Origin of the sequence: Psychrobacter sp. FME13 (genome assembly GCF_014861395.1) — a bacterium.
GTDB lineage: Bacteria > Pseudomonadota > Gammaproteobacteria > Pseudomonadales > Moraxellaceae > Psychrobacter.
The window spans coordinates 21,433-29,284 of sequence record NZ_RRYV01000029.1; the positions used below are offsets into that span (position 1 = coordinate 21,433).

The following is a 7,852-nucleotide window of genomic DNA, read 5'->3' on the forward strand; positions in this document are numbered from 1 at the left end:
CAACCTGATTGACCTATGGTAAACTGTTTTTTGTATGAGCATTCCAAACCATATTCTTGAACAATTAAATAGCCAAGCTGACTTAATCAGTATTATTGGGCGTCATACCACGCTTAAACGAGCAGGTAATGAATATAAAGGCTGTTGCCCTTTTCATGGCGAAAAATCTCCTTCATTTTATGTCAATCCACAAAAAAACATCTATCATTGCTTTGGATGCGGTGCCAGTGGTAATGCCATCAGTTTTTTTCGCGATTATGAAGGCTTGACCTTTATTGAGGCCGTTAATGAGCTATCAAAGCAAACCGGTATTGAAGTCCCCAAAGAAGAACAGCAAAACGTCAGCTATCAGCGTAGCGTACCCAAACCTGCCGCTCCTAAGCCGATTCTACCTCAGCCTGCACCCAATGCCACGAACGACCAAAGCAGCCTAAGTCCAGAAAACTCAAACCAAAGCGGTTTAGAACAAAGCCATGTACCGCCGATTAGTTACGATGAAAATAGCTACAACGACTATCCGCCACTAGATGCCTACGACTCTGTTCCTTATCCGGCAGACGCTTATGATGCAGGTAATTACGGTCCAGACTATCAAGGCGATACGAGCTATCCACCAACTTGGCTCAGCGGCAGCGATGAAGGTGCCGACCTACAGGGTATGGATAGCCAATCTAATACAGATGGCAACCTCTATGATTTATTAGAGCAAATTCAGCAGTTTTATCAGCACAATCTCACTACTCATCCACATGCCAAGCATTATTTTTTATCGCGTGGCATCACTGAGGATATTTTTGAGACATTTGGGTTGGGCTACGCGCCATTTGGTTGGCAGCATCTCGAGCATCAGTTCCCACAGGATATCGAGGGTCTCAAAGCGTTAGGCTTAGTGCGTCAGTCAGAATCAGGACGTGATTACGACCTATTACGAGATCGAGTCATCTTTCCGATTCGGGACAATCAAGGCCGTACTATCGGCTTTGGTGGTCGAGCGCTAGACGACGAGGTAAAGCCCAAATACATCAACTCATCTGACTCACCCGTTTTTCATAAGCAGCATGTGCTGTATGGCTATTATGAGTCTCGCCAGCAACGTGCCAATGACTGGCTCGTGGTCGAAGGCTATATGGATGTTATTGCCCTTTATCAGGCAGGTATCTATGGTGCTGTTGCCTCTATGGGCACAGCGATCAACGAGAGCCAAATATCACGACTGCTGACGCTGAACCCTACCCTAACACTCAGCTTCGATGGGGATAGCGCTGGACAAAAAGCCGCTTGGCGCACGCTAGAGGTCGCCCTGCCTGTATTGGCCGATGACAAAGAGCTGAGGTTTTTGAGCTTACCTAACGGTCATGATCCTGATACTTTTATCAAGAGTCAGGGCAGTGATGCCATGCGTGAGCAGATCACCAATGCCATGCCATTGTCGCAGTATATTTTTGCGTATTTAAGTGAGCGTTACGATCTGACCTTGGTAGAGGGTAAAGCCAAGCTCATGTCCCAAGTACGCTCATTAACCATGGCATTGCCCAAAGGCAGTAGCTTTAAGTACTTGCTGAACAATGATGTGTATCAAAAGCTGGGCGGCAAGCGCAGTCAAAACGTCGAGGCAAAAGACGCGCTGCTAGATTTTGATGGTGACATGACCATCAGTCAGCAATTGCAGCTGTGTTTTTTATTCCAGCCACGCGCATTGCTTGAAGACCCGATTGAGTCAATTTGGCAGCAGTCAGGATTGACTAACTTAAAGCTACCCGCTCATATTCAGCAAAAAGCCGCTGACGATGTATTACGTTCAATCGCATGGGAGGACTTGCAAGATACTGCGCTATTGGACGTGGTCACTACCATAAAGCGTTGCCTAAAGTACTTACCAACAGACGCCAATGCAGCAGCACATTTTGTATTATCGAATCTCAACCCAGCAAACCAAACCACTTTAAGCAGTAGCTGGGGTGGGTTTTATAGAGCATTAACTACCAGAAATGTGCTAAGCCTTGATGACTTGATAGAAGAGTTAGTAAGCTCACTACTCGAACGTAATATAAAAAAGAAAATGCAAGAGCTGATAAAAAATCCTGACCATATCAAACAAGCAATAGTTCGTATCCAAGCACAGCATCTAAGTAACTGGCTACGTGCGCAACACGCCGAACGCTCATCGCAAATGGTCACGGTTCAATCTTAGTATTGAATATTAGTATTGACCCTTATTTTTGTAAATAAAACATCAACCCTTTAAAAGTATAGCAGCTGCCCCCACTACTAATGATTATGCCGAGTAGTCAAAACCGCATCCAAAATAATGTTAAACATTGAACTGATAGCAAATAATCAGTAGAAAATGGTCGGTAAATATCACTGTCTCGTGCTTGATTACTGTGGTCTGTGTTAAACTATGCGGCTGTATATTTGCAGCATTGCTTAGTGAAAGATTATAAGCATGCATCGTCAGGCACAAATTTTAGGTATTATTTTTAATTAGCAGTTTTGAACGAATACTATTTTGAAGTATTTTTTAATGTTTAGCTGTTTTTCAGCATTGTTATTGTAGTGTTTTGAGCCTTTATTCATATCCACTCATTTTTGATATTATTGACAACCTCTACGCCACATTTTGATCAATCGACTGATAAGATCAACGCACCCAGCCAGCGATAGCGCGTCACAATATAAAAATGTCCGATGCAAGTAAGCGAGTATTTATGAACGATAAGTCAGTTTCTAAGTCCACATCTCAACTGGCCACCTTAATCCAAATGGGTAAAGAGCAAGGTTATCTAACCTATGCTGAGGTGAATGACCAACTGCCCGACTCTATTACCGAAAGCGATCAGATCGAAGATATTGTGCAAATGCTAACTGACGTTGGTATTAAAATCTTTGAATCTGCCCCTGATGCCGATGACATCTTGATGAACGATGATTCAAGTGATGATGACATGGCAGCAGATGAGGCGGCGGCAGTACTAGCCTCTGTTGAAACTGAGCCTGGTCGCACCACTGACCCTGTACGCATGTATATGCGCGAAATGGGTACCGTCGATCTACTGACCCGTGAAGGTGAGATTGCCATTGCCAAACGTATCGAAGAAGGTATTCGTGACGTACAGCATGCCATGTCTTACTGGCCTGGTACGGTACAGTTCGTCCTCGATGAATATCAAAAAGTACAGGATGGCGACAAAAAGCTTTCTGATGTCATCACTGGTTTCTTAGATCCTGAAACCGAAGCAGATAAAATCGCTGCTCAAGAAGCAAAAGAAGCAGCGAAAGAAGAGCGTGAGCGTATCAAAGAAGAGAAAGAAAACCCACCACCAGTCAAAGCAAAAGAAACGGCGCTTGACGACGATGATGAAGATGACGAAGACGAAGAAGAAACCAGCGGCATCGATCTAGAAGAAGTACGCTTGCGTCTAGAAGAAATCGAAAACCTATTTATCAAAGCCAAGCAAGCCTTAATCGACTATGGTCGTGGCAGCGCACAAGCGGATGAAGCTTATGCACAGCTTGCAGAACGCTTTATGATGTTAAAACTGAACAACCGCTTGTCAGATCAAGTTATGGCTATCATGCATGATGTCTATGATGACGTCCGTAAGCAAGAGCGTCAAATCATGCGTCTAGTGATTCGCCGTGGTCGTATGCCGCGCGATGAGTTCCGTAAAACCTTCCCTAGTAATGAAACCAATGTTGATTGGCTCATTGAGCGTATCAAAGGCAAACCTGCTTTTGCTGGTACGTTAGAAAAAGTCACTGACGACGTTATTCTACTCCAACGTAGAATTCGTGATTACGAGCAAAAGCTCGACATGAAAATCCACGACATGAAAGACGTGGCACGCCGTATGGCAGTTGGTGAAGCAAAAGCTCGCCGCGCCAAAAAAGAAATGGTCGAAGCCAACCTACGTTTGGTTATCTCAATCGCTAAGAAATACACCAACCGTGGTCTACAGTTCTTGGATCTGATTCAAGAAGGTAACATCGGTCTGATGAAAGCGGTTGATAAGTTTGAATATCGCCGTGGTTATAAGTTCTCGACCTATGCGACATGGTGGATTCGTCAGGCGATTACCCGCTCTATCGCTGACCAAGCGCGCACCATTCGTATTCCTGTGCATATGATTGAGACCATTAATAAGATAAACCGTGTCTCACGTCAGTTGCTACAAGAAATGGGACGCGAGCCAACGCCTGAGGAATTGGGCGAACGTTTAGAGATGGACGAAGTCAAAGTCCGTAAAGTGCTTAAGATTGCAAAAGAGCCTATCTCAATGGAAACCCCTATCGGTGATGATGAAGATTCACATCTAGGTGATTTCATTGAAGATGGTACGATCTCAAGCCCTGTCGATGATGCGACATCTGCTGGCCTACAAGAAGCCACTCGCGATGTATTAGGTAACCTGACTGAGCGTGAAGCGCGTGTATTAAAAATGCGTTTCGGTATCGATATGCCAACGGATCATACATTGGAAGAAGTCGGTAAGCAGTTCGATGTGACACGTGAGCGTATCCGTCAGATCGAGGCAAAAGCACTGCGTAAATTGCGTCATCCGTCACGCTCTGAGCACTTGCGTTCGTTCCTTGAAAATGACTAAGATCAAAACAGAATGAGTACCAATAAAAAAGCCGAGTTAATCTCGGCTTTTTTGTGTTTTTGAATATGATACTATTAATACAAAGTTAATGTGCGCCTAGGCTTTGCTCAGCATCTGGTTTATCATGTACACCAAAACTGTCTATCATCGCTTGGCTCGCCTCGTTCAAACCAATGAGCTCTACCTCAGTGCCTTCGCGGCGAAATTTAATAATCACTTTATCTATCGCAGCAACTGCTGTCACATCCCAAAAATGCGCGCGCGACACATCAATCACCACGTTAGAGACAGATTCCTTAATATCAAAGGAGTCAATCATACGCTCTGCTGATGAAAAAAATACTTGCCCATCAACTTGATAATAACGCGTTTGCGATGCTGCATCCATGTGGCTATGCACACTCATATAGCGCTCAATCTTATTGGCAAAGAACAATGCTGACAGCAATACACCGATCAATACGCCATAGGCCAAGTTATGCGTCGCAACCACCACAGCGACAGTCGTAATCATGACGACATTGCTTTGTAACGGCTTGGTTTTTAGCTCCTTAAACGAGCCCCAGTTAAAAGTACCAATAGACACCATAATCATCACAGCGACTAATGCAGCCATTGGAATAATCTTTAACCAATCGCTTAAGAATACTACCATCAATAATAAAAACACACCTGCTACTAAGGTAGAGAGACGCGTATAACCACCTGATTTGACGTTGATAATCGACTGACCAATCATCGCACAGCCTGCCATTCCACCAAAAAAGCTACTAACGACATTAGCAATACCTTGACCCTTGCACTCTTGCGTACGGTCGCCTTTGGTATCGGTCAAATCATCTACAATAGTCATGGTCATCATCGACTCAAGCAAGCCAACTATCGCCAAACTGATAGAATACGGAAAAATAATGATCAATGTATCTAAGTTCAACGGGATATCAGGTATCAAAAACATCGGCAGGGTATCAGGTAGCTGCCCCATATCATTGATGGTTCGAGCCTCTGCACCTAGTAAGATGGCTACAACCGTGACCAGTACAATACTGACCAATGGCGATGGAATCACTTTACCGATCTTTGGAATGTATGGATAGCCATAGATAACGACGAGGCCTAATGCCACAAGACCATAAACATGTACTAAGTTTGAACCTGCCTGCGGCATCAACTCAGGAACCTGTGACATAAAAATCAAAATAGCCAAGGCGTTGATAAAGCCCAGCACCACAGATTGAGACACATATTTCATCAGATTGCCCAGCTTTAAGAAGCCAAAGATGATCTGTATAACACCTGTCAGCACACTGGCTGCTAACAAATACTGCAATCCATAGTCTTTGACCAGCGTCACCATCAATAACGCCATTGCACCAGTCGCCGCTGAAATCATCGCTGGACGACCACCGACAAACGCAATCACTACCGCGATACAAAATGAGGCATAGAGCCCTACTTGGGGATCGACACCTGCAATGATAGAAAACGCAATTGCTTCAGGAATAAGCGCCAAAGCAACGACCATGCCAGCCAAGACATCGCCGCGCGCATTGGATAGCCAATGCTCTTTAATTGTATTTAACATATTTAACTCAGTTTTTAGAAACTGCTATAGTCTGTCCATAAACGAGGTATCTAATCATTATTTGGAAAACATTTAATTGGAAAGCATCTAAAAAATAGTTAAGATCAGCTCACATAAAAAGTCTGACACATCTCTAGCTAGGCACGTCTCTATTTAGGTACCTTGCCCATTACCTGTCAGATAATAAATATAAAAATGTGAACGATCATAGTTAGCGAGTTATCGTCATAACATACTTTTTAGTGGTGTAATCTTCATAATCCACTAGATATATCGAATAATGATACAAACGTTAAAGCAGTGCATGCGCACAAGAAAAAGCGTTAGACGCTTTATGAGAGTAATTGCTATAAGAGCAATTATTACTGAGGAGAGGTACAGCTAGGGTGGCGTATTCATCTTTATGGTGGCAGCTTTTGTAGAGTTAAAAAATGATATTTGACTTATTTTAACATACATAAAATGGATTAATAAAAAATCTCCCTTTTGACCAGGATTTACCTTTTTTGGCTATTCGAATCATCAATATTGAATATTTCCCCTACTCTTCTGTTTGAATAAATTTATAGACTTTCGGGCTTTACAGATTTTAATTCTATATTAGAATTATACCCTACACGTAACAGTGAATTTATACACTTCGTCGCTAGGGAACTTGCATGATTGTCCGGCAGAAACTCAATACGTTTAAGATATTTTTCACCCTCCGCGGCTCAATCGTTCCCAAAATTTATCCGCAGATTCTGCTTGTCACCCTACTGAGCGTTATCGTTACGATTGTTCAGCACCTGTCTCCCAATACTTTTCCTTCCTACGGAACAGCGCCCTTTACATTGCTGGGGGTCGCGTTGTCACTGTTTCTTGGATTTCGCAACAATGCCAGTTACCAGCGTTGGTGGGAAGGTCGATGCCTGTGGGGCCAGCTGGTGTACGACGCCCGTAGTTTTACTCGCCAAGTGCTGTCCTTTGTAGATGAAGACACTCAGGCTGGACGCGAGGCTCAGCGATCGATGATTCATCTGACGATTGCCTTTACACATGCGGTACGCCATCGACTGCGTGGTACATCTCCTTGGCAAGAGATAGAACCGTTTGTAGCGCCGACACACCATACAGCCATGCATCAAGCCAAAAACCTGCCTGATTACCTGATGCGCTTAATGGGTAAACAGCTTGGGGAGGTACGCCGTCAGCAACTATCGTCAGAGCTGATGGTACAAAACATGGACGAGCGCTTGACGTCTATGACGATAGTCTTGGCAGCCTGCGAGCGTATCCACAATACACCTCTGCCATTTGCTTATATGTTATTGGTGCATCGTACAACTTATCTGTATTGTATTATGTTGCCGTTTGGCTTGGTGGCCTCATTAGGCTGGGTGACACCATTAATATGTGCGGTGATAGCCTATACGTTTTTCGGTCTGGATACACTCAGCGAAGAGCTAGAGGAACCTTTTGGTTTGGCGGCGAATCAATTACCATTAACTGCCCTCTCACGCACGATCGAAATCAACTTGCTAGAAGCATTAGGAGAGAATGATATCCCGCCAGATATCACTCCTATCAATAGCTACTTACAGTAGTATTCATCAGCTGATGCTCAAATAGGGCGTGTCATCAATTAGCATAGATATTTCAGAATAAGCTATACTTAGATCGT

The 7,852-nt window shown here is 43.8% G+C and carries 4 protein-coding genes; 3 read left to right on the forward strand and 1 reads right to left on the reverse strand.

Annotated elements, in window-relative coordinates:
- The first annotated feature begins 34 nt into the window (after positions 1-34).
- Both EI164_RS05955 and rpoD read left to right on the forward strand, forming a co-directional pair.
- Positions 35-2,191 (forward strand): DNA primase, encoded by a 2,157-nt coding sequence (locus tag EI164_RS05955; RefSeq protein WP_192519068.1) that lies wholly within the window; start codon positions 35-37, stop codon positions 2,189-2,191.
- A 517-nt stretch (positions 2,192-2,708) separates the two neighbouring features.
- The gene (gene rpoD, locus EI164_RS05960; protein WP_192519069.1) at positions 2,709-4,604 is read left to right on the forward strand and encodes an RNA polymerase sigma factor RpoD; all 1,896 of its coding nucleotides are present in this window, start codon (positions 2,709-2,711) and stop codon (positions 4,602-4,604) included.
- Between the two features lie 85 nt (positions 4,605-4,689).
- On the opposite strand, the gene EI164_RS05965 is transcribed toward rpoD, so the two are convergent.
- Positions 4,690-6,189 carry a SulP family inorganic anion transporter gene (locus EI164_RS05965; RefSeq protein ID WP_192519070.1) on the reverse strand — a complete coding sequence of 500 codons (1,500 nt, stop codon included), beginning with the start codon at positions 6,187-6,189 and terminating at the stop codon, positions 4,690-4,692.
- A gap of 659 nt (positions 6,190-6,848) precedes the next feature.
- On the opposite strand from EI164_RS05965, the gene EI164_RS05970 reads away from it, so the two are divergent.
- Complete coding sequence (locus EI164_RS05970; RefSeq protein ID WP_192519071.1) at positions 6,849-7,775, forward strand: bestrophin family protein; 927 nt, start codon at positions 6,849-6,851, stop codon at positions 7,773-7,775.
- The last annotated feature ends 77 nt before the right edge of the window (positions 7,776-7,852 follow it).